Origin of the sequence: Rufibacter hautae, from assembly GCF_008271695.1 — a bacterium.
GTDB classification, from domain to species: domain Bacteria; phylum Bacteroidota; class Bacteroidia; order Cytophagales; family Hymenobacteraceae; genus Nibribacter; species Nibribacter hautae.
Window position 1 is genome coordinate 1357338 of sequence record NZ_VKKY01000003.1, and the last position, 22062, is coordinate 1379399.

Annotated in this window: 15 protein-coding genes; 6 read left to right on the plus strand and 9 right to left on the minus strand. The window is 52.3% G+C overall.

Translation table 11 applies throughout. The annotated features are described in order from the left end of the window. The first annotated feature begins 117 nt into the window (after positions 1–117). Both FOA19_RS21970 and FOA19_RS21975 read left to right on the plus strand, forming a co-directional pair. On the plus strand, positions 118–2871 hold the full coding sequence (locus FOA19_RS21970; RefSeq protein WP_149092982.1) for an NTP/NDP exchange transporter: 2754 nt from the start codon (positions 118–120) through the stop codon (positions 2869–2871). 8 nt (positions 2872–2879) lie between these two features. Continuing rightward, positions 2880–3332, plus strand: coding sequence for a Crp/Fnr family transcriptional regulator (locus FOA19_RS21975; protein ID WP_149092983.1), 453 nt, complete (start codon positions 2880–2882; stop codon positions 3330–3332). Here the strand turns inward: FOA19_RS21975 and FOA19_RS21980 are convergent. The 4 genes from FOA19_RS21980 to FOA19_RS21995 all read right to left on the minus strand — a co-directional run bounded on the left by FOA19_RS21980 (position 3298) and on the right by FOA19_RS21995 (position 10755). Next, positions 3298–3921: an HD domain-containing protein gene (locus FOA19_RS21980; RefSeq protein ID WP_223809015.1), complete on the minus strand. Its 624-nt coding sequence runs from the start codon at positions 3919–3921 to the stop codon at positions 3298–3300. The two genes, FOA19_RS21975 and FOA19_RS21980, sit on opposite strands and share 35 nt — an antisense overlap. A 113-nt stretch (positions 3922–4034) precedes the next feature. After that, on the minus strand, positions 4035–5201 hold the full coding sequence (locus FOA19_RS21985) for an adenylate/guanylate cyclase domain-containing protein (RefSeq protein WP_223809016.1): 1167 nt from the start codon (positions 5199–5201) through the stop codon (positions 4035–4037). A gap of 43 nt (positions 5202–5244) precedes the next feature. Then, complete coding sequence (locus FOA19_RS21990) at positions 5245–7455, minus strand: tetratricopeptide repeat-containing sensor histidine kinase (protein ID WP_149092985.1); 2211 nt, start codon at positions 7453–7455, stop codon at positions 5245–5247. A gap of 105 nt (positions 7456–7560) precedes the next feature. Further along, a complete protein-coding gene (locus FOA19_RS21995) occupies positions 7561–10755 on the minus strand; it encodes a S8 family serine peptidase (protein ID WP_190300510.1) in 3195 nt (1064 codons plus the stop codon). Between the two features lie 226 nt (positions 10756–10981). Here FOA19_RS21995 and FOA19_RS23480 point away from each other — a divergent pair, with 226 nt between their 5' ends. Then, positions 10982–11287 carry a hypothetical protein gene (locus tag FOA19_RS23480; RefSeq protein ID WP_190300511.1) on the plus strand — a complete coding sequence of 102 codons (306 nt, stop codon included), beginning with the start codon at positions 10982–10984 and terminating at the stop codon, positions 11285–11287. Between the two features lie 828 nt (positions 11288–12115). On the opposite strand, the gene FOA19_RS22000 is transcribed toward FOA19_RS23480, so the two are convergent. Next, positions 12116–13993 (minus strand): patatin-like phospholipase family protein, encoded by a 1878-nt coding sequence (locus FOA19_RS22000; protein WP_149092987.1) that lies wholly within the window; start codon positions 13991–13993, stop codon positions 12116–12118. A gap of 596 nt (positions 13994–14589) precedes the next feature. Between FOA19_RS22000 and FOA19_RS22005 the strand changes: the two genes are divergently transcribed. The 3 genes from FOA19_RS22005 to FOA19_RS22015 all read left to right on the plus strand — a co-directional run bounded on the left by FOA19_RS22005 (position 14590) and on the right by FOA19_RS22015 (position 16753). Further along, entirely contained in the window at positions 14590–14988 is a 399-nt protein-coding gene (locus tag FOA19_RS22005) for a VOC family protein (RefSeq protein WP_149092988.1), read from the plus strand. A 199-nt stretch (positions 14989–15187) separates the two neighbouring features. Next, a complete protein-coding gene (locus FOA19_RS22010) occupies positions 15188–15943 on the plus strand; it encodes a rhamnogalacturonan acetylesterase (protein ID WP_149092989.1) in 756 nt (251 codons plus the stop codon). A gap of 132 nt (positions 15944–16075) precedes the next feature. Then, a complete protein-coding gene (locus FOA19_RS22015) occupies positions 16076–16753 on the plus strand; it encodes a LamG domain-containing protein (RefSeq protein WP_149092990.1) in 678 nt (225 codons plus the stop codon). Between the two features lie 348 nt (positions 16754–17101). On the opposite strand, the gene fbp is transcribed toward FOA19_RS22015, so the two are convergent. The 4 genes from fbp to FOA19_RS22035 all read right to left on the minus strand — a co-directional run bounded on the left by fbp (position 17102) and on the right by FOA19_RS22035 (position 22046). After that, the gene (gene fbp / locus FOA19_RS22020) at positions 17102–18091 is read right to left on the minus strand and encodes a class 1 fructose-bisphosphatase (RefSeq protein ID WP_149092991.1); all 990 of its coding nucleotides are present in this window, start codon (positions 18089–18091) and stop codon (positions 17102–17104) included. 169 nt (positions 18092–18260) lie between these two features. After that, a complete protein-coding gene (locus FOA19_RS22025) occupies positions 18261–19907 on the minus strand; it encodes a UxaA family hydrolase (protein WP_149092992.1) in 1647 nt (548 codons plus the stop codon). Positions 19908–20254: 347 nt separating this feature from the next. After that, positions 20255–21244 carry a Gfo/Idh/MocA family protein gene (locus tag FOA19_RS22030; RefSeq protein ID WP_149092993.1) on the minus strand — a complete coding sequence of 330 codons (990 nt, stop codon included), beginning with the start codon at positions 21242–21244 and terminating at the stop codon, positions 20255–20257. Between the two features lie 172 nt (positions 21245–21416). Continuing rightward, complete coding sequence (locus FOA19_RS22035) at positions 21417–22046, minus strand: HD domain-containing protein (RefSeq protein WP_149092994.1); 630 nt, start codon at positions 22044–22046, stop codon at positions 21417–21419. Between the last annotated feature and the right edge of the window lie 16 nt (positions 22047–22062).

Here is a 22062-nt window from a genome sequence, read left to right on the forward strand (position 1 = left end):
GACTTTGCATGCCATGCCCGCCGCTATCTGAGTCAAGAGGAAAACTCCCAGCCAGATATAGATTTTGCTTTTGATGTTTCCAGGAGTCGTGTATTATGAGCAGAGGAGAATCCGTCTATGCATTACAAGTTTTACGCACTACTCAACATCAAGCCTTCTGAGTACAAGGTAGTGCGGCAACTGTTTTTGGTGCAGTTTTTTTTGGGTATTGCCACGGCCTTCCTTTTTACCAGCACCTTGACCATGTTCCTGCATTCCTTTAAGGTGCAGCATATCCCTGAGGTGTACATCCTTTCTGCTTTGCTGCTGCTGTTGGCTAATTGGGGCTACTCAAAACTGGAGCATCATCTTACCTCCCGCAAGCTTCTGGAGAAAATCATCCTCTTCTCGGCGGGTTCGCTGCTTTTTACTTGGGCGGCTATCTCTTTTATAGACTTCAAGTGGCTGCCGTTTCTGCTCTCGGCCTGGAACATGGTGGTGTACATGCTGGTCAGTTATGCCTTCTGGGGCATGGCGGCCATTATTTTCAACGTGCGGGAAAGCAAGCGCATTTTTGCCGTGGTGGGCTCAGGTGATATTCCGGCCAAACTGATGGGGTACGCCCTGGTGCCGGTGCTCACGCCCTTTATCGGGGTGAATAACCTGCTGTGGATCTCGGTGCTAGCTTTTTTGGGCGCTTACCATTTCTTAGGCAAATTCCAGCATAAGGTGGTAGACCGCACCGTGCATGCGCCGCAACAAAGCCCGGCGTTGGCTGCCCAGGAAAAGGCCCCGTTCCGGTCTTCCTTTATCACCAAGCTTTTCTATAACCGGCTTATCTTTTCCATTGCGCTGTTCTCCCTCATTGCCTTTACGGTCTTCGCGCTCATTGATTACACTTTGCTGGGCGAGGTGAAGGCCCGGTTTGCCAAAAGCCCGGACCTAGCCATTTTCATTGGGGTGTTCTTCGCCATCGGGCGGATAATGGCTATTTTCTTTAAGCTTCTGTTCAGCAGCAGGGTGATCAGTAGGCTGGGGCTTACCAACGCCTTGCTGCTTTCCCCGGTGGTGGTGCTGGTGTTAACCAGTTTGCTTCTGTTGCCCGGTGAAAGCGTGAATACCATTCTGTACATTTTCGGGGTGATGGTGCTGCTCTCTGAGGTGTTGAAGTCTGCGGTGCAGGAACCGGCCTTCTTTATTCTTTTTCAGCCCCTTGAACCCCACGTGCGGCTCAAGGGACACTTGGTGGCCAAAGGCTACATGCTGCCCTTTGCCTTGCTGGGTAGCGGGACTTTCCTGCTGCTTTGCTACGAACTGAAAGTAGACTTGGGCATCCATTTTATTGCGCAGGTGCTCTTTGTGCTGCTGGTGTTCTGGGTCAGCTCTGTTTTCCTGGTGAAGAAAGAATACCTGCACACGTTGGTGCGGGCCATCCGGAAGGGGTGGTTTACCGGCTCTGAGCTCTTTCTGCATGACGGACCCGTGCAGGAACTTCTCCTGAGCAAAGCCACCAGCAACAACCCCAAAGACGTACTTCTGGCCCTGGAACTGTTGGAAAGGTCGGGGTACCGCAAGCTGAGGCAACTGCTGGAGCACCAGTTTGACAGCCCTTTCTATGAGGTGCGCAGGTTTGCCCTGGCCAGCCTTATCCGGCTGGATGGTAAAAACGTGCTGGACCTGGTGCAGCAGCAGTTGGCCACTGAAAAGGCAGACCCTCTGAAACCGGAACTACTCAAAGCGTATTACAGCCTGATCCCCGAGGTGAGCGCCCCAGACCAGGCGGCCCTGCAGTCGATGGAAGCCGAGGCGTACCAAGCGGCCTTGGTGGGACTATTGCAGCGGCAGAACTCAGACGCGAAGGACGTGGTGCAAACCGCCTTGGCGCCCATGGTCAACAACAAAGAGAATGCCCAAGCCCAACAGTTGGTACTGGACATCCTGTGGGAGGCTCCCGCCAGCGGTTTTCAGGAGGTACTGGGCAATTTGCTGAACTCCGATTTTGAGCCGGTTTACAAAAAAACCATCGAAACCGTGGGCAGGGTAAAGGAATTCAGTCTGTTGGAACCGGTGGTGGAAACCGCCAAAACTCGCCAGGCCTGGCATGCGCTGCAGAAATCCCTGGTGTACTTCGGGGACCCGGTGTTCACATCAGAGGTCCTTAAATCACGGGCACCGGCGGCTTTTGTGCGGGCGGTGGTGCTGGCCGCCGGCAAGGTGAAGGGCGAGAACTCAACTGACTTCTTGCTGGATTTGCTGGCCCGGGAGGAGGGCCCTACCGGCGACATTATTGAGGCACTTTGGCTAAAACAGGCCGAAATGAGCAATGAAGGCCAGAAGAACCTGGAGACCTGGGTCAACAAGAACCTGGCGAGTTGCCTGCAGAAAACCTCGGCTTGCCGTGATCTCAGGACCAAACCAGAGCTGCAATTGCTGGCCACCACCCTTACCCGTGAGATAAACCAGGATGTGGTCCTGCTGCTGAAAGGCTTAGCCCTCAGGTACGACCGCCAGCAGATTGGCCGCGTCATGAGCCTCCTGAAACTCCACGACGAGAACCGGATGGCCAATGCCATTGAGATTCTGGAGCACCTCATCCCTAAGACATATTTCCTGCAGTTAGACCGAATCCTGGATTTCACCAGCGAGTCTCCGGACAAAGAGGATGACCTGAGCGTACGAATCAAACACGAAATGTCGGCCTCGGCCATGGTGGCTTCCGTTATCCAGAATACCCAGATGCATTGTTCCGCCTGGACCAAGTCTGTGGCCTGCTACCTGCTTCCCCAACTGGGAGCTTCTGAAGCGCACATGATTCTGGTTGATGAGGAACGGCTGCCCCAAGATCTCCTTTTCCAGGAGACAAAAGAGTATGTTTTATCTGCCTTAAAGTAATCTGTCCTATGTTGCTCATTGAAAAGGTATTGACGCTGCGGGCCTCGGAGATATTCAGCGAAACCCCTGAGCCGGAGCTGGTGGAATTGGCCGGAGTGCTGGAAGAGATTCATTTAGCGCCGGGCACCGTGTTGTTTGGGAAGGGAGAGATTGGAGACAGCATGTACATCATCTACAAAGGTCGGGTCAAGATCCATGACCATGAACACACCTTTGCCGAGTTGGAGGAAAATGAATTGCTAGGGGAACTCTCTATCCTGGACACGGAGCCCCGCTCGGCCAGCGCCACCATCATAGAAGATGCCATCCTGCTTAAACTGGCGCAGGAGCCTTTTTATGAAATCTTGCTCAATAACGCCGAAGTGCTCAAAGGAATCCTGAAGACCTTATGCCGCCGGCTCCGGCAGATGGACGCCCGCCTGGTATCTACGCGCCAGTCTTCTGAAGTTGACCTGTTTTGACTTTCAGGTTCTGGAGATTGGCCTGTTTGTGGGCTTCCCGGTTCTGGTGGCAGTGGCGCGTAAAGTAGCGGTGTTTCTCCAGGAAATTGACCTGCATTTGTATCCATTGTTCCTCGGTCTGCAGAATATCCAGGGCGAGCAGTTCTTGGTACAGGCGGTGGGCGATGGGTGAATAGTCGTCACGGCCCAGGTAATCCAGGTCTGCGTCACAGATCACCTGCTCCAGTTTGGTCTGGGGGCTCTGGGGCAGTTTGGTAGCCATGATGAGGTGGCAAATGGTATCTATTTCCTGAGGGTTAAACCCAAACGCGGGCAGTTCCTGGCCCGCAATCTCGCAGCTCTTTTTCTCATGGTTCTGGTAGGTCTCTATAAAACCTGCATCGTGGTAGAGCACGGCCACCTTCAGAAGCAATAACTCTCTGGGGGATTTTACTTTCTCGGCTATGGCAATGGCCTCGGCCCGGTCCAATACGTCCAGGGTGTGGGCAACACTGTGGTAGGTGAGATGGGAAGCCAAGCCATCTTGTAGTTTCTGGATGACGTGCTGCTGGATCTGCGGAAACGGGGTAGGGACCATACGGGTTTTCAAGGGTTAGGGCTGCAGGAGGCATTAGGCGTTTTACGGCCTTTTTCAGGAAAAAGGCCGTAAAACGACCTCAAGAAGAAACGTCATTTAGGGAATGCTGGGGGATTTAACTGCTCTTACCCTCTTCGGTTTATCCGGCTCTGCACAAAGTACATGTCTACTTCCCCTTTGTTTTTGGCGGGCACCTTGCCCCGGTAAAGGCAACTGAACCACTCTTTCACGGCTTCAAAGGTAGTCTCTGAAATGTTGATTTTGCCTCCCTCGCCAGAAGATTCTATGCGGCTGGCCAGGTTCACGGTATCGCCCCAAATGTCATAGGCGAACTTCTTGCGGCCCACCACGCCCGCCACCAACGGACCCGTATGAATACCGATGCGCAGAGTCCACGGTACCAACCCCTGGGCTTTCCTTTCCTCGTTCAATCGTTCCATGTGATCCTGTATCTCAATGGCGGCTAAGATGGCGTCCACGGCGTGGGTCTCGTTGGAGACGGGAAGTCCGCCGGCGCACATGTAGGCATCGCCAATGGTTTTGATTTTCTCCAGGTTGTTCTTTTCAATAATGGAGTCAAAGGCCAGAAAGCAGTTGTTCAGCTCAGACACCAGCTCGTTCGGGCTCAAGCCCTCGGCAATGGAAGTGAACCCCACAAAGTCGGTGAAAAGCACGGTGGCACTTTCATAGAAGCGTGGGGTGGCGGCTCCTTTCTCTTTCAGTTCATTGGCCACTTCCACCGGCAGGATGTTGAGCAGCAGCTTCTCAATTTCTTCTTTTTGCCTGTTTACCTGCTCGGTGCGTTCCTCTACTTTCTGCTCCAGCACTTCATTCGCTTCCTGCAGCTCATGGATGAGATGCTTGTTTGTGCGGCGCAGCTGAAAGGCCTCAATGGCGTTGTCCAGGGTGATTTTGAGCTCTTCTTTTTCCCAGGGCTTCACAATGTAGCGGTACACCTGGCCCGTGTTGATGGCCTCCACAATAGATTCCATGTCGCTGTAGCCCGTCAGGATCATCCGAATCATGTCCTTGTCCTCGGGTAAGTTTTTCAGGAACTGGACGCCCGTCATCTTGGGCATGCGTTGGTCTGTGATCACCAGGCTGGCGTCCAGTGACTTCAAGATTTCCAGGCCTTCTTCCCCAGATTTAGCCGTGTGCACGTTGTAATGCCTCCTGAACGCTGATTTAAAAACAACCAGGTTATCCTCCTCATCATCTATGTACAGAATGGCGGGTTTCTCAGAGGCTTGGGTAGGGATAGAAACAACTTGTTCCAAGGTCATGTTTTCCATGGTTTTGAGGGGGAATGAATGGCGGTTTGTACACGTGGCTGCTTTATGAAACTGTCTCTAACTTCAGACCTTGGGAGGCGGGGGTAAACTGCAGGGGAATCCTGATGGTGAACTCGGTCCCCTCGCCGGGGCGGGATTCTACCTCTATTTTGCCTTTGTGCTTCTCAATGATGCCGTAAGAGATGGAAAGGCCCAAGCCTGTGCCCTCGCCTACGTCTTTGGTGGTGAAGAAGGGTTCAAAGATGTGCTTTTTCACCTCCTCAGACATGCCCATGCCGGTGTCCCGGATCTTGATCACGGCATAGTCATCATCGGCGTAGGTCTTGATGGCAATGGTGCCTTCGTCCGGGATGGCCTGGGCAGCGTTGTTGAGGATGTTCATGAACACTTGGTTCAGCTGGCCGGGGTAGCAGTTGACTTCCTGCAGGTCGCCGTAGTTGCGCACGATTTTGATCCGGTTTTTCAATTGGTTGTTCAAAATCACCAGGGTAGAATCCAGGCCTTCGTGCAGGTTGGCTTTCTTGAGGTTGTCCTCGTCCAGACGGGTGAAGTTTTTCAGGCTTTTCACGATTTCCTTTGTGCGGGTGGCGCCGTTTTTTACGCTGGAGAACAGCTGCTCAGATTCGTCAATGAGCTCATCCACTTCCAGCTCCTGCTTTAGTTTCTCCAGCTGTTGCAGTTGCTGAGTATTGTCGGCGCCGGGTTTCAGTTGGAAGTACCCTTTGGCCACCTCCATGATGTCGGTGAAGTTGGCGCGCAGTGACTCAATCCCCGCCGAGACGAAGTTGATAGGGTTGTTGATCTCATGCGCCACGCCAGCGGTAAGCTGACCCAAAGAAGCCATTTTCTCTGATTGCACCAGTTGGTCCTGGGTGTTCACCAGGTTGTTGTAGGTTTTCTCCAGGTGGTCTCGTTGGGTAGCCAGTTCCTCCTTCTGCGCGTTGATCTCTTCGTTTTTGTGCTGTAGCAGCTTGTTGGCTTTGGCTTTGTTCCGGATGTTGAAGAACAGCACCACCGCAATGATGATAATGAGGCCCAGCACCGCCAGCAGCGCGTTCCGGAAAACCTGCTGCCGCTGCAGGCTGGCTTGCTTCAGTTGGCTGTCTTTGGTGAGAAGGTCAATCTGGCTCTGCTTTTTCTCGTTCTGGTAGGCGGCCTCCAAGTTGTTGATTTTCTCCTTTGTTTCGGCGTTGTACAAGGTGTCTTTAATGCCCAGCAGCAGCGACTGGTACTGGTAGGCTTGCTGGTAATCTGAGAGCTTTTGGAAAGACTGGGCAAGACCGGCGTAGGCATCTTTCAGTTCATAGTTGGCCCCCAGGGAAGTGGCAATCTCCCTGGACCGCTGAAAGGTAGCCAACGCCTGATTTGCCTGGTTTAGTTTAAGGTTGATCTGGCCAATGTAGTTCAGGGCCTGAGCCTCCTCCAGTTTGGCTGCCACGGAGTTAGCGATCTGTCGGGCTTTCTGGTGCTGTTCCAAGGCCATGGGCAGGTCTCCGCGGGCGGCATGCACTTTGCCGATGTTGTTCAGGGTGTAGGCCACTTTGTCTTTCGCCCCGGCAGCATTCAAAATCTTAAGGGCCTCCTGATAATAACCGAGGGCTTTTTTGTGGTCTCCCTGGGCAAAATAAATCTCCCCGATGTTCACCGTAAGCGTACCCAGCGTAGTCTGGTCCCCGATTTCCTTGCTGAGCGGAAGGGCCCGCAGATAATAGGCCAGCGCTTTGTCCAGGGTAGTTGGGTTGTTGTAATACTCGGCCCCGATATTGAGGAGGGCAGTGGCGATACGGAGTTTATCTCCGCTTTCTTCGGCCTTTTTCAAAGACTTGAGGTAAAACTCAATGGCTTTAGCCTCCCAACCCTGGATAGAGTAAATGACCCCGATGTTGCTGAGCATGTTACTGGCACCCACTTTGTCGCCCAGTTTGTTGAAGATAGCCAGTGACTGCTCCCAGTAGCGGATCACCTCGGGGTAGTTTCCCTCACTCACGTAGGCCAGCCCCAGGCTCTTCAGGGCATAGGCTTCTCCTTTTGGAAATTGGTGGACCCTTGAGTCTGCCAGCGCCTGTTTGGCGTAGGAAATGGCCTTAGGTTGGTCTGACCCGTTATAGGCTTTGCTCAACTCCAACAAGACATTTACCCGCGAGGTATCCTTTGCGGTTTTGAGGAGAGCCTGCAAGCTGTCCTGCGACGTTGTCTGGGCCAGCAGCAGATGGGAGAGAAAGAAACAAAGCAGCAGCAACGTTGATGTTTTCATACCTCATGCTTTTTAGAGCTTCTAATTACTAGGGGCTAGCCGCCTTCCGCGGGCGTTCCACCGAGGAAGGCGGCTGGCTTTGGTCTTTCAGGCCAGATGAAAAGGTTATTCCCGTTTCACCAACCGGAAGGATTTCACCTCATTTCCATATTCTATTTTGAGCAGATACACCCCAGACGCCAGGCGGCTGGTGTTCAGGACCGGAGCGGTCTTGCCCACTTGCAGTCGCTGGCGTTTCAGGCACGTTTTTCCCAAAACATCTGCAATGGAGACAGTCACCTCCGTTTCCTCTAAGCCACTCAAGTCCAGGGAGACTTCATTCCCAATTGGGTTGGGGAATACCTTAATGGTGGTGGTTTCCTGTGCAGGGGCCACTTCCAGACTGCTGGCGATCACACCCTGGAGCGTGGTTTTGGCGCAGGGAGCGAAAATAGTAGTGTTGGTTTTGCACCTGCCAGAAGTGGCACTGGCGTAAGAGGCAATGGAGGTCTTTTTAGTACCCTGGATACTGGTTAGGTCCCAGGTGACTTTGGTGCCGTCAAATTCTACCGAGAAGGCATAGTTCTTACCCGGCAGGAAGACCGTAGGAATTTTGGTGTTGTTCACAAAGCAAGGTGGCTGGGCCCCGGCATACGTGAGTTTGTTTTCACTGTTAAGCGGTAACCCCACGGTTCTGGTGTTCGGGTTTTCATACCAGAAATGGGCGATGTAATAACCCGGAGTTTTGGAGACTTGCACGCATTCCAAAATAGGTTTCACGGCTCTAACCCCGGTGCCAATCGGGTTCACAAAGAAGTTGGCGGGTTCCCCGTACGTGACGTTCACGTTAGGGGAGAGCAGCGAAGCCGGAGCCCAGCGGTGCGTACCCAACGTGTAGCCAGTGATGAGGTTGATGGAATACAACCTGGTGAGCACTTCGTCTGCCTCGTTCAGAATCAAAACTGATTTCTCATTATTGGCTGGGCCCACAGTATTGGTGTTCAGCACCCTGGCGGCATTGATGACCCTTGCCGCATTGATCACCCGGGCGGCGTTCAGCACGCGGGCGGCATTCATGAGGTAGGTAGCATTTATTACCCTTGAGGCGTTCAACTCGCTGGTGTATACCTCATTGAGCAACCTGCTGCTCACGTTCAATACCCTGGTGGCATTGATCACCCGGGCAGCACTGGTCTCTGCCAATTCGCTTACCAGAAAACTCCTGTTCCTGATAGATTCCAGATTCAATAATTCAGCCTCCGTCACCAGGGCCACCTTGTTTGTTTGAAGAGACAGGTGAGACTGCAGGAGACTATTCCGGACTTGTTCAACCCGATCATTCGTGTTCTTTATTGGCGTAGGGAAGTTGAAGTTGTAGGCAAACCCAGTGAGCGGCGCGCCCTCGGTAATGGCCACATCACGGGCAGCTATTTCCAAGGCGATTTTCTCAATTTGCAGGATGCCTGGTTCATATACCACCTCGTACTTATCAGCCCTGGTCAGAAAAGGATGGGTAGACGCAAGGGCGGGCGTAACAACATAGGCTCCCACATCGCTTAGGTCAGTAGCCAGCGTTGTATAGGTGATGTCCGTGGCCCTGAGGCTATCATTGGCCGCGAAAGTGGCGGTAAAGCTAGGCAGGGCATCACCGTAGCCTTTGGTCTGGTTATTGGCTTTGATGGTGATAAGCCGTTTGGGGAACAGGTACAAGGGTTTGGAGCAACCGCCGTCGGGTCCATTAGTAATGGTAGGCGAGTTGCAGACCTGAATAGAAGGGTTCCCGGTGTAGGCTGGGATAACTGTCTGCAACTCGGTTTCACTGATGAAGGTGGTGGGCAGTTCCGCGCCGGCAAACTTGATTTTGGAGATACTTCCCTGGCTGGAGCCTTTGAAATAATGCCCCTTCACAATCAGTTTACTTCCTGGCGTAACGCCTTCCGGGGTTGAAATGCTTTCAGCGATTGGGGTAGGAATGGCAAAGGTAGAGATGGCGTTGTCTGGCCTGATAAACCCATACCCACTGGCCACATCAAGTCCCGCTGATCCCATGTCCAGGGCTGTGGATCTCAGCAGGTTTCTCAGGGCTGCCGGGGTAAGCGAAGTGCCCAGGAACTTTACGTGCGCTTCCATGACCAAGGCGGCGGCGGCGGCGGCATGCGGGGCGGCGGCAGAAGTGCCGAAGAAGTTGTAGAAAGAATCCCCATCATCTGGGTACTGAGTTCCTATGGGCACGGTGGTATTGCCGCCATTGGGAGCGGCAAAATCTGGTTTGCTTCTAATGGTTCCACCCGAACCCAGGAGGGGAGTACCTCCACGGGAGGAAAAAGAAGCGATGGAGGGCACATTGTTGTAGCCTGGCGTATTGGTGTACAGTACCGCGCCCACAGCCATGGCTCCGGCAGCATTCGCGTGCCCCGTAATGGTGGAGGTTCCGGTCCGGTATTCGCCTAAGGCGGCGTTGCCCCTGAAGATGATGTACTTGAAAATCACATTGGGGTCCAGGGTGGTACTGGCATTTTCTACCACAATATTTGCCGTGGCGCCTCCGGCCGATACTTCAAAGGCCATGCCTTCAAAGGGGAACGTACTGGCGCGGTTGTGCCCTACAATAACGTTACCATTGTCATCGGTGAGGTAGAAGTCCAGGTCCTGGCCCAGAGAACTGATCCACTGCATACCCAGGGTATAGGTGCCTTCGGGTAGGAAAACACGCTGCCGGACATCGCCACCGCCGAAGTTGTGTTTTCTGGGGATAATGGCGGGGTCCAAGGAGGTGAAAGTTCCCTGGTAAGACAGCTCCCCGAAGTTACCGGCTGCGGAGAAGTAAGCGACTCCTTGGGAAGTCACCTCATCTACTGCCTGCGCCACAATGCCGTCCCGGAAGAACGGATCATCTATGTAAGTGATATCGTCTACAATGATGTTACAGCCAACTGCCTTCAGTTCTCTGATGCCCTGGGCCAAGTCTATAGGACCATCAAACCCCGTCCGGAAGGCCAGCGTGGCTTTAGGGGCCACATCATGGATGGTTTCCAGCATGGCTCTGCCTTCGTCGGAGCCAAGATCTGATTGGGAGGGCAGGTCTTTGAGCACCTGAACCGGTGTTTGGTTCATAGGGTTGGCAAGACCGGGTAGATCACCCTGCAAAATCCCCAACGCAGCGCCGTTACCCAGCCGTGCGTTATAACTATCTGACAATACCCCGATTTTTATTCCTTGGCCCTGGACGCCGAAAGCAGTCCGGAGGAGATTGGTGCGTTGGCCCTTGTCTCCCTGGGTAGTGGTGGCACCTACGTTATTAATGGGGGTGAACACCGGCATGGCCAAATCCAGGTTAGCTAAACCTTTCAGAAGGAGGAGGTTATTGAATGAAATCCAGCAGGTGATATGTAGGCCACTTACTTTTGGGTTTATAACATTAAGGCCTTTAAGATCGGTCAATAGGGCCGCTGTTACTCCTGGTTTAGCATAACAACTGATGAACACGTATCTCTCCCCGTTTATTTGTTCTATTTGGTAGAGCTTATTACTTCTCTGAAGACCAGAATTGATTAGGATAGTGAGTTCTGATCCTATTTTAGTGGTGTCTTTCCCGGGTGAACTTACCACTGGCGTGATGTTGCCGCCAGTAGAACAGGCGGTGGAACTGCCACTCGCCGTGACAGACCTGGGCTTGCCGCTAGGTCCGGTCACTGTCCAGGTGAGTACCGGACAATCAAACTTCACCGAAAAGGCATTGAACACCCGCCCGGGTTTGAAAACGGTAGGTACCTCGCCAACTGCCCGGGCATTACAAGTCAAAGTGCTGTTTTCCGGCGGAACGCTAATGTTTGTTTTACTGGGATTATTGTAGCCGAAAACGGCTTCATATTTATTATCTGCCGGGATCCACTTGACGCATTCCAGCATGGGAACAATTTCTGCATCAATGGTTTGGGCAATACTGGTAAAAGGTGAAAAAAAGAAGAAACTGAAAAGGAAGGTGCAAAAGAGAAGAAAGGGCCTGACCGTAGCAGAAAAGAAGAAATTTCTGTTTTGGGCCTGAAAATTCAAAGTATTGGTTGCCATCATGAAGTGCTTCAATAAGGTGATGTAAAGGGGACCACTTTAGAATTGAAAACGCCTTCTGATTGCAGGGGGAGAAGGTCGTAGCAAAGGGCAAGAGAAAAGAAAAGGCAATTTGCCTCTGGGTACTGACGTAAGGGGAAGATTGGAAGCGGAAAGAGAGGCAGAATTGCTGCCCAGCGGTACTGGTTAACGGACTACTGAAAAACCCTCGGTTTCACCCGCAATGGATCGTTTTGATGGTTTTTTCCTGAATTGTGCTCAAAACCGTTTTCCTAGAGAAATAAAAACGGTGGTGGGGTTCTTTGCGTGTTGTCAAATTAACCCCACAGAGAGGTTAAGGATTATAAAATTTCTTACCAATGTACTAAAATAAAGAGCAATTTTCAAGTAAACCCTAAACTAATTACCTTAATAGGGCATTTAGGGTGCCTTTATATATTCAGGCAAATTGTACAAACCTAAGTCTGCCTAATTAGATTAGTGTGTTTTAAGCCCCTTTTTTCAAAAATACCTGATAAGGCTAACCTGTTTTGAGAACATTCTTTCCTTTTTGGCCGAACTCGGAGCACTTTTGAAAGAGAAACCTCAGGTTATCAGCTGTTGCGTTATATGACTAACCCATGTGGGCTCTTTCCTCTCTGCGGGTTCTTAGCTTTTCCAGGTCAACGGTTTGGAGGAACTCTTTGGCGTAAGCATACCCGGTGGCAGCAATGGTGTCGAAGTTCTTCATGTCCAGCAAGCTGAATTTACCCACCGGCGGATTCAGGAAAAGGTCCAAGTCATTGATTTGTTTCCGTTGGTGCACCATGCTGGAGAGAATGGTGGATTTGAGCATGATGGCCGAAATGCTGGGGCTTTTGTAGCGCTTGAGAAAGGGCAGGAACCGGGAAAGGAATAGATGCCAGCCGCCCGGCAAAGTGGTGTAATTCAGCTTGTATTCTTTGTCTTCCAGCAGGTTGATACCAATGAGTTTCCCGCCGTACTTAGCTTTCATGACATCTACCGGAAAATTGTTAAAGGAGGCCCCGTCAATGAGCAGGTTGTTGCCATCCACCACCGGAGGCAGTACCCCTGGGATAGAAACCGAGGCAGTTACGGCTTTCCAGAGGGGGCCTCGTTCATGCACCACCATTTCTGAGAGGGTGTAGTTACTGGAGATACAGAAAAAGTTAAGCCACAGGTCCTCTATGTTCTTCTCCCCGAAGTATTTCTTGTTCGTGTCTTGGAGTTTATGGCCTTTGATGAGCGAGAGTACGGGCAGGGTGTAGTCGTTGAGGGGTTTGTCGATGACAAAGGCGCTTCTTCCTTTCCGGTAAATTTCCTCTGGGTTCCATTCATGGGCAATAGCCGCGGCAATGATAGCGCCTATGCTGGTGCCGCAGACCATGTCAATGGGAATATCTGCTTCCCCCAGGGCTTTGAAAATACCGATGTGGGCAAACCCTTTGGCCCCGCCGCCGCCCAGCACCAATCCTATGCCTTTGTTGGTGAGCATGCGGGCCAAACGATTCAGGTGCCTTTGGTCTTGGAGCCGGATGTTGTAGTGGCGGGAAACCGGCCGCTGGGCCAGGAACTCGTGGGTTTGGGTGGGGTTCTCCGTAGCGTTGGGGTACAGAAGGGCTACCTCGGTAGCTTGCTGCAATTGCACGTCTCCGTTGGAGAAAAGGAACTGCTCCACCTCAGAAAGGGTAGTGCCGCGGGCGACTTCTGCCAATAGCAGGATTTTATCGGCTTGGCGCAGGCAGTGCCCCGTCCATTCCTGGTCTGCCGGATCGGCCTCAAAAATCACATAGCCCTGGTCTGCTTCCTGCTCGGCCATCCAGTTATGGATTTCAAAAAACCGCTCGTCCTCGGCCAGTGATCCGTCCTGCAAGGGAAGGGGAAGCAGATCTTTGTGTATGTGCTTTATGGGGTAATGCTCGTGCAGGGCGCCTACCAACTGCGCCAGGAAATCTTTGGTGACGGGGCTATCGGTGGCGGGCAGCAGGACAAGGTTGGTGTGTTTGGCCGGAACCCGCGTGTGGTGCATGGTAAAGGTGAGCCGGTCAATGATCAGTTTGGATAAGGTAACCGCCACCTCGGGGTGATGGGCGACCAGTTCATCGAAGTCGGATTTGAGCAGTTTGGCCAGCATGCAGGTGCGCATGGCCACAATGGTAGCGGTGCGGGCCTCGCCGGTGATCAGCGCCATTTCGCCTACGCTCTCACCTTGGGCAATCTCACCCACCTCCCGGGCATCGCGGGTATTGAAATCTACCCAGGCCTTCAACCTGCCCGATACCAACAGGTACACGCAGTCGCCCACCTCACCCTCGTGGCACAGAACCTCGCCCCGGTTTAGTTCAACCCAATTAAACTTCAGCAGCAATTCCTCTACCACCGGTTCCTTCAACTGAGGGAACCTGGCGCTGATAAGGTGCTTCAATCTGGCCAACCGAGACCCGCGGGGATGGTACTCCTGCAGAGGCTCTGATATATAGTTCTGTTCCATAGAGCTGAAGGTTAGAAGCGTATAATATTGAAATAAAGCTAGTTAAAATATAAATCAAATGATAGTAAACTTGATTGTTTGAAGGTTGCACTAGATAAACTATCGACCTTTTGAATGAACCATTAGGTGCGTAGTCGTTTGTTGGACAGAAAAGGCCAGGTTGTTTTTAGGGCGATTTCTAGAAAATACCCCCTAAACTCACTTTGGAATTCAGATGATGTATCTAGGAGAGAGGGAAACAGTAGCAGCTGAACTCTTCAGTCTATAAGATGAAAAGACCAGGCAGTTCAAGGTAGTTGGACTGAAGAAGGTGCTTTTCCAGAAAACTGGTACAGATTCAGGTAGATTAATTTGCTTTTGGTTAAAAGCGTAGCCATATTGTTATGTCAGAAGAGAAACAGGACCGGAGGCACAGCAGGTGCTTTTTTTAGCTACCGATGTGCAATCGATTGCGCTTTAGAGTATAACCAGCTTATTCATGGTTTCTCCTGACGGAAAAAGCGCTCAGACCTTATCAACCCAGAAGCCAATCTAGCAAAGGATTAAAACCTGAAGCGCTTAAAAATAGATTCTGATCCCCTAAAAACCGAAGCCATATGAAACTAGAGCATTTTGCCCTTAACGTAGAAGATCCCTTGGCCATGACCGACTGGTACACCCAGCACTTGGGCATGCGGGTGGTGAGGCAGCAGAAAGAAGCCCCGTATACCACTTTCTTTGCCGATGACAGCGGCCGCATTATGGTGGAAATCTACCTGAACCCTGCCCATGAAGTGCCACCATACCGGACCATGAATCCGCTTCTGGTGCACCTGGCCTTTGTGTCTGAAAATCCTACTAAGGACAAGGACCGACTCTGCGCAGCCGGCGCCACGCTGGTGTCTGACCAACATTTGGAAGATGGTTCACATTTGGTCATGCTGCGTGATCCCTGGGGTTTGGCGCTGCAACTCTGCAAAAGAGCCTCGGCCATGCTGGCCCGGGTGGAGTGGTGATGGAAGGACGATTTCGGCTCGGTTTTAGCAAAAGCTAACCAAAACGCAGAAGGATGGACAGAGACAGACTCAGCTATGGAGCAATGGAGTAAACAGCCTTGTTCGCCTGGCCATTCCAAGTACAACTTCCAATAAATGCATGCTCACCAGAGGGCAGAAAGGAACCCGCTAAATCAAAGAAGCCAAACCAATAAAAGAAATGAAAACCACGTCTCTCTTTTTCTTGCTGACCTTAGCCTGCCTGGGCCTTACTTCTTTCCTGATGGTTGAGAAACAGCCCATCACGGTCTACCTCATCGGGGATTCTACCATGTCGGTGAAGGAGACCAAGGCTTATCCCGAGACGGGTTGGGGCATGCCGTTTAAGTATTTCTTTGACAGCACCGTCACCGTCTCCAATCATGCTAAAAACGGCCGCAGCACGCGTACTTTCATAGAAGAGAAGCTTTGGGAGCCAATGGCGTCCTCCATGAAGGCCGGCGACTACCTGTTCATCCAGTTCGGGCACAATGATGAGGTGTCCACGAAGAAAAGCTACACCACCGAGGCCGACTACAAAGCCAACCTGGAGCGGTTTGTCTCTGAGGCCCGCCAAAAGAACGTCACCCCCATCCTGATCACGCCCGCCGCCCGCCGGCTGTTCAGCGCTACCGGAAAGATTGAGGAAACGCACGCCGTATACTCCGGCATTGTCCGGGCGGTGGCCCAGAAACAGAAGGTTGCCCTCATTGACCTGGACCGCAAAAGCCAGAACCTGCTGCAGAAACTGGGTCCTGATGCCTCCAAACTGTTGTTTGTGCACCTTCAGCCTGAAGAACACCCGAACTATCCGCAAGGCAAAATGGACGACACCCACTTCAATGAACTGGGCGCGCGCGAAATGGCCCAAATTGTCTTAGCCGACCTCAAAGCCCAAAAACTGGAGTTGGCCGATAGAGTGGTGAAGCAGCAGTGAAGAAGTTGCCTTAGGGGAAGGCTTAAGTAATTCTCCAATTAAGGTAAGCCCGAGAGAAACCCCTGCTACCGTTTTAAACTTGTTTTTCTGAAAAGGGCCTTAAATCAAATCCTCCGTAAACTTCACCGACATATGAAACCCTCCTCTGTCATTTGGTTCTGTTTGCTTTCGGCTTGGATCGTTTCCTCCTGCGCGGTGCAGAAGCCGGTGCATTGGTCCTTGAGTTCGACTGCCTTGGTCGGGGGCCATGCGACCACAGTGCTGGGCAACCCTAGAACGATTATCGGTAAGGAAGGAGAGCAGGTGATGGCTTTTGACGGGGTAGATGATGGGTTGTTAGTGGACCACAATCCTTTGGCAGGGGCAGAGGAATTTACTATTGAAGTGGTCTTTAAACCAAACGCAGCGTGGCCAGCCAATGTGGAGCAGCGTTTCCTGCATCTGGAGGATATGGATTCTGGGCAGCGACGCATCTTGCTGGAACTCCGGCTGAACAGCCGCAATCAGTGGTATGCCGATTTTTTCCTGCGCCACGAAAAAGCGGCTCTTACCCTCATTGATTCCACCAAAACACACCCGGTAGGCGAGTGGGCCACCATGACCCTGACCTACAAAGACAAACAACTCAAAGGCTACGTGAACGGTCAACTGGAACTCTCCGGCGAGATTGAGTACCTGCCTATTCCTGCTTCGGCCAACGTCTCCATCGGGACCCGCATGGACAAACGCTCTTGGTTTAACGGGGAAATCCAAAGCGTCAGGTTCTGGAAAACAGCCTTGCAGCCTAAGAAATATTCTAATAACCTGTAGGCTGTCTGCCGCAGCGTTCCGGTGTTTTGGGCTTGTTTTGGTGAAAATAGACTTAGATTGAAATTCAGAACCGCTCCTTCTAAGGCTTTCTCCTCACTGCAGTTACAAACTACAAGTCATTTGGTTCCAAGTTGAAAACATGAGCTAAGTTCTATATTGCATTTGCTTTAAAGACGAATCCTTCCCTGCTTTTGGTAGAAAAAATTCCCCTCCTTGGAGAGGTAGGGGTGGGTTCACTTCCTCAGACGAACAAACTCCTCCAACCGGTTAGAAAAAGAAAGGTGTTTTGAAGCTGATTTATCCAAAACAACTCCAAAACACCTTTCTACTTTGTGCCTCTCAATAGCCTTACAGGGTCATGTATTTGCGCACCTTCTCAATCATCTCAGAAGAGCCAATCACCAGGGGGCAGCGCTCATGGAGGGCTACGGGCGTTTTGTCCAGGATGCGTTCAATTCCGTCGGTGGCCTGGCCGCCGGCTTGCTCGGCAATGAAAGCCAAGGGGTTGCACTCGTACAAAAGTCTCAGTTTGCCGGTCTTGTTTTTGTCCGAGGCGGGGTAGAAGTAGATGCCGCCTTTGAGCAGGTTACGGTGGAAATCGGCCACGAGCGACCCGATGTAGCGGGAAGAGTATTTCTGCTCACGGCAGAATGCCAGGTAGTTCTGAATACCCAGCGGGAAGTTGCTTACATTGGCCTCGTTGCAGGAGTATTGGCGGCCTTTATCAGGAATTTTGATGTCTGGGTGCGAGAGGAAAAACTCGCCCAGCGAGGGTTCATAGGTAAAGCCGTTTACGCCGCAGCCCGTAGTGTAGACCAGCATGGTGGAGGCCCCGTACAGAATGTAGCCCGCGGCCACCTGCTGCGTGCCTTTCTGCAGACAATCCTCCAGGGTGCCGTCCTGGCCGCCATCGGTGAGGCGCCGGTAAATCCCAAAGATGGTGCCCACGGGAATGTTCACGTCAATGTTGGAAGATCCGTCCAATGGGTCCATGGCCACAATGTATTTGGCATTGGCGTTGCCGGTATGGATGAGGTCCTCGTCTTCCTCAGAAACAATGGTACACACCTCGCCGCCATTGCGCAACGCCCTGATGAACCTGATGTTGGCAATCACATCCAACTTCTGCTGGTCCTCGCCCTGCACGTTCTGCGTCCCGATGGTGCCCACCGTGTCCTGGTCGGCGCGGCTGATTTCCCGGCTCACGATTTTGGCGGCCAACGCGATGTCGCGGAGCAGTTGTGACAACTCACCGGAGGCAAACGGAAAGTCTTCCTGCTTGCGCATGATAAACCGGTCCAGGGTAGTGCCTACGGGCAGGGCTAATGCATCATTCATACGGTAAGGTGTTATGAATAAGTGAACTGAATAGATAGACTGAGGAAATGTATCGGAAATAAAAGGGCCCTGTACCTCTATTCAGATGTATGGCATATAACTGAAGCGGAGGGCCAGGGCCTTATTTTGGTTTACCTTCTGGGCTGGTTTACGCCAGCCTTAGGTCATTTTACAAAGACACCCCACGTTTCCATGGAATGAAGTCGTCTTGCTGCAGGATTTTCTCTTTGGTCTCGATTCTTCCGCTGGCCACCTCAATGATGAAATCCAGCACGTCCTCGCCCATCTGCTCAATGGTTTTCTCCCCTGAGATCACCGCGCCGGTATCAATATCGATGATATCAGGCATGCGCTGGGCCAGTTTGGTGTTGGAGGAGATTTTGATCACCGGGGCAATGGGGTTGCCGGTGGGCGTACCCAGACCCGTGGTGAACAGCACAATGTTGGTGCCCGCGCCCACCAGCGCCGTGGTGCATTCCACGTCGTTACCCGGGGTGCAGAGCAGGTTCAGGCCAGGTTTGGTCGCGTACTCAGGATAGTCCAGCACGTCCACAATAGGGGAGGTACCGCCTTTCTTGGCCGCGCCCGCCGACTTGATGGCATCGGTGATCAAGCCGTCGCGGATGTTGCCCGGGCTGGGGTTCATGTCAAAACCAGAACCTACCGCCTCGGCCGAGGCCGCATAAGCCCGCATCAACGAGGCAAACCGCTCGGCGGCTTCGTTAGACTCGCAGCGGTTGATCAATTCCTGCTCCACGCCGCATAACTCAGGGAACTCAGAAAGAACCGTTTTGCCGCCTAGGGCTACCAGAATATCAGAGGTATGGCCGATGGCCGGGTTCGCGGAGATGCCAGAGAAACCATCAGAGCCGCCGCACTCCAACCCGATGGAGAGTTTACTCAACGGAGCCGGTTGTCTTTTCAGTTTGTCGGCTTCAATCAGGGCCAGGAACGTCTGCCGGATGGCTTTGGACATCATTTCTTCCTCGGTGCCTTCTTTCTGCTGCTCCAGCACAATGACCGGTTTAGAGAAATTAGGGTTCAGAGCATTGATCTTGTTTTCCAGGATGCTCACCTGCGCGTTCTGGCAACCCAGGCTAAGCACAGTGGCGCCCGCCACGTTGGGGTGGTGGATGTAGTCGGCCAAAAGGGCGCAGAGCATATCAGAGTCTTGCCGCGTGCCGCCACAGCCGCCCTCGTGGGTGAGGAACTTGATGCCGTCTATGTTTTCAAAGATACGGCGCTGGGCCGGAGCAGCCGTTTTCTGCAAGGTAAGCGTTTCAATGGCCTGCGTGTTGCCCGACTGGTACATCTCCACCATCTGCTGCACGTAGGATTTGTAGACATCGCGCTGCCCAAAGCCCAGTTCATCCAGGAACGCCTGTTTGATGATGTCCACGTTGCGGTTCTCGCAGAACACCAGCGGAATCACGAGCCAGTAATTGCCGGTGCCCACCTGCCCGTCCGGACGGTGGTAGCCCATGAAGGTTCGATTGGCCCACTTGGAGACATCAGGTGCCTGCCAGCCAATGGTTTTGGTCTTGCCAGTGAAGCCGTTCACTTGGTGCTTCACGTTGGCGGTGGTGAGCACACCTCCCGCCGGAATATCATACACTGCCTTGCCTACCAGAGACCCGTACATCAGGATCTCCTGCCCGGCGGCCAGAGGCTGCTGAGCGAACTTGTGTTTGGCCTGAACATCGTCTACCAGGACAATCTGCGCGCCCTCGTATTCCACGACATCGCCTTTCCTTAAATCCGTCAGTGCTACCAGCACATTGTCGCTCGGATTGATTTTTAAAATTCTATGTAACATATCTCTGATCGGTAGAATGTGCAATCGATTGCGCAAGATATCAATAATTGTGAAACATTGAAATATTCTGAAACATTTATTCTTAAAAATTAAAGATTTAGAATGCTAAAGGAAGAAAAGTGGCAGTCGTTTCCATTTTCGGAAAAAAGAAAGCCTTGCTGTCACTGAAAATAGAGGTTATCATTAGCTTTCTCCCAAGGTTCTTTGCGCATTAGTAGGGCAGTGACTTAGCGGGCTAACCTATTTGCACGCTAAAAAATTCCGGGTCTCTGGTTTAGGGCGGTTTTCATGAAAAAAGCCCCGAAACAGAGACCCGGAGAAACAGGCTTTTCTAAAACAATGACGGATTACCGGCCCACGATCTGGTCCATGACCCAGGCGGTACGCGCCGCTGACTCGCCGGTGCTGGGGCATTGTCCCTGGCCGTTGAGTTCTTCCACAATGGTCTGGATGAAGGGTTGCTGCACGTGCGGCGGCGGCGGAAGAAAGAATTCCTCCTTTCCCTTCTCGGTTTGCAGTTGAATGGGCTCCAAAGCGAAGGACGGAAACGTAATACGGCCTTTGCTCCCGATGAGCTCGATCTCGTCTTTGAACTGACCAGGTGCCACGGTAAAGCACCAGATGCCGGTGCCCAGCACCCCATTCTGGAACCGAAATTGCCCGGTCACAATATCCTCGGCGGGGTAGAGACCGGCCTGGTTCGCGGTTTGCCCTGAGGCGGCGGTGATAGGCCCAAGGAGGTAGTCCAGGTAGTCTAACTGGTGCGACGCCAAGTCAAAGAAAAGACCACCACCGGAGAGCTCGGGCTGCACGCGCCAAGGCAGGTTGTGCTGATCCAGGTTATCCTGCACCGGATGGAAGAGCCGGATGTTGACGAACTTCACCTCACCGATGGCGCCGCCCTCCACGAGTTCTTTCACCTTGAGAAACGAGGGCAACCTACGGCGGTAATAGGCCACATACAAAGGAACGTTGGCTTTCTGGCAGGCGGCTACCATCTCTTGGCATTGCGCGTAGTTTATGGCCATGGGTTTCTCCACGTACACGGGCTTGCCTGCTGCGGCAACCTGCAGCGTGTACTCTTTATGGGAACCGGGTGGCGTAGCGATGTAAACGGCATCTACCTCGGGGTCCTGGATCAAGGCCTGGGCATCGTCATACCATTTGGGCACTCCGTGTCTACGGGCATAGTCCTGGGCTTTCTCGCCGTTGCGCCGCATTACCGCTACTAGTTTGGAGTTGGGTACTTTCTGGAAGCCCGGTCCGCTTTTCACCTCGGTGACATCGCCGCAGCCAATAATGCCCCACCGGATGGTTTTTGTAGTTTCTTCTGCCATAGTGCATCTTAACGGCCTGTGAATACCGCTGCTTAAATGTAGGAGGCTTCGGCGGTAAAATGGAAGAAGAATTTTTCTTTCAGGAAGAAAGTGAAAAGAAACGATGGTTTTAAGCCTGATTCTGAAAAAGCAGGCCCAAAACGCCTGCCATAATTTAGTGCAAAGGTTAACCTTAAGTACTCAGCAACTGTAACTCTTTCTCCAGGTTATGGCGGGCTTGCCCTTCCAAATTCGCTTTAAAGGGAGCTGTTTGAAAGATACTATCTTTGTCAAGGAAATGCCGAAGCACTTTTTGGCGACCCTTGTTATACAGGAAATCTGGGTAGAGGCTGTATTCTTTCCTGATTTGTTGGCTGTACTGCAGGTAAGCGTCCCAGGAAGCACCTAAAATAGCTAAGTCAAAATCCAGCAAATAGTCAACATCAGGGTTACCGTGGGACTCATGTGTTTTGGTGGCTAAGATCATCTCTACCACGATATCAGCCTCAGCCAGAGAAAGGCCTAGTTCCTGAAGCCGGGCAAAAGCCAGTTGGGCACTTTTTTCCTCGTTGTCTGACCGGGTGGAACGGTACACGGCATCGTGGTAGAAGATGGCAAACCTCACCAGATGCGGGGAGCCGAGGGCCGATTGGTGCTCCTCAGCGAACCGTAGCATGGTCTCAATGTGCAGAAGGTTGTGGTAGTGTCTTGACTTCCCCGCGTACGCTTTTTCCAGCTCTTTCCATAACCCTGTGATCAAGGCCTGATCTGAAGTGTAGCGGGAAGCAAGTTGCTGCCAAGCATGAGAAAGGTAGTTTTCCATTTTGTGATTGATAAAC

Excerpts from the sequence above, each read along its gene's own strand:
- FOA19_RS21990 (WP_149092985.1), bottom strand. The coding sequence starts at position 7,455 with ATGAAAACATCAACGTTGCTGCTGCTTTGTTTCTTTCTCTCCCATCTG.
- FOA19_RS22035 (WP_149092994.1), bottom strand. The coding sequence starts at position 22,046 with ATGGAAAACTACCTTTCTCATGCTTGGCAGCAACTTGCTTCCCGCTAC.
- FOA19_RS22000 (WP_149092987.1), bottom strand. The coding sequence starts at position 13,993 with ATGGAACAGAACTATATATCAGAGCCTCTGCAGGAGTACCATCCCCGC.
- FOA19_RS22010 (WP_149092989.1), top strand. The coding sequence starts at position 15,188 with ATGAAAACCACGTCTCTCTTTTTCTTGCTGACCTTAGCCTGCCTGGGC.
- fbp (WP_149092991.1), bottom strand. The coding sequence starts at position 18,091 with ATGAATGATGCATTAGCCCTGCCCGTAGGCACTACCCTGGACCGGTTT.
- FOA19_RS22005 (WP_149092988.1), top strand. The coding sequence starts at position 14,590 with ATGAAACTAGAGCATTTTGCCCTTAACGTAGAAGATCCCTTGGCCATG.
- FOA19_RS21970 (WP_149092982.1), top strand. The coding sequence starts at position 118 with ATGCATTACAAGTTTTACGCACTACTCAACATCAAGCCTTCTGAGTAC.
- FOA19_RS22015 (WP_149092990.1), top strand. The coding sequence starts at position 16,076 with ATGAAACCCTCCTCTGTCATTTGGTTCTGTTTGCTTTCGGCTTGGATC.
- FOA19_RS22030 (WP_149092993.1), bottom strand. The coding sequence starts at position 21,244 with ATGGCAGAAGAAACTACAAAAACCATCCGGTGGGGCATTATTGGCTGC.
- FOA19_RS21975 (WP_149092983.1), top strand. The coding sequence starts at position 2,880 with ATGTTGCTCATTGAAAAGGTATTGACGCTGCGGGCCTCGGAGATATTC.
- FOA19_RS22025 (WP_149092992.1), bottom strand. The coding sequence starts at position 19,907 with ATGTTACATAGAATTTTAAAAATCAATCCGAGCGACAATGTGCTGGTA.
- FOA19_RS21995 (WP_190300510.1), bottom strand. The coding sequence starts at position 10,755 with ATGCCGGTGTTCACCCCCATTAATAACGTAGGTGCCACCACTACCCAG.
- FOA19_RS21985 (WP_223809016.1), bottom strand. The coding sequence starts at position 5,201 with ATGGAAAACATGACCTTGGAACAAGTTGTTTCTATCCCTACCCAAGCC.